The sequence below is a fragment of the Psychrobacter cibarius genome, from assembly GCF_016107535.1.
GTDB lineage: Bacteria > Pseudomonadota > Gammaproteobacteria > Pseudomonadales > Moraxellaceae > Psychrobacter > Psychrobacter cibarius.
The window spans coordinates 1-489 of record NZ_JABASQ010000073.1 but is presented as its reverse complement, the minus strand read 5'-3'; the positions used below and the strand labels follow the sequence as shown (position 1 = coordinate 489).

General features: G+C 48.1%; 1 protein-coding gene. It reads left to right on the top strand.

What is annotated here, in order from left to right:
• Positions 1–489 (top strand): MobA/MobL family protein (locus JFC08_RS14095; RefSeq protein WP_198331116.1); only part of this gene is annotated, 489 nt, incomplete at both ends.

Genomic DNA, 489 nt, shown 5'->3' with positions numbered 1-489 from the left:
ACGATATGGATGTGATTGCGGATGTGTGTATCCATCGTCCGGTGATGAAGTTGCCATTCGATCCTAATGTACCGCCAAGTTCTAAGTATTTGCGTGAGGGTGAGGAAAACCCTGATCCCCGTAATTTTCACGCGCATATTTTAGTCACTACTCGAGCGCCTACCATTGGACCAAATAAAACCTTGGCGTTTGATCCAAAGCTTAAGACCCCGTTTGAGTGGTCTAACAAAAAACGTAAGGCGCATGATCTGCCGTCATCGATGCAAGAGATTAAGCGTATTCGGGAGATGTGGGTAGATACCGCCAATAAGGTGTTGGCCGAATATCATTTACCGCTGATGGATGCACGCAGTTATAAGGATCAGGGGCTTGATCAGCAGCCCACCATTAAAATGGGGGTAGAGGCGACAGCAATGGAGCGCCGAGGCATCACAACCGAAAAAGGTAATACCAACCGCGCCATCAAAGCACGTAACAAATTGGTGGCTG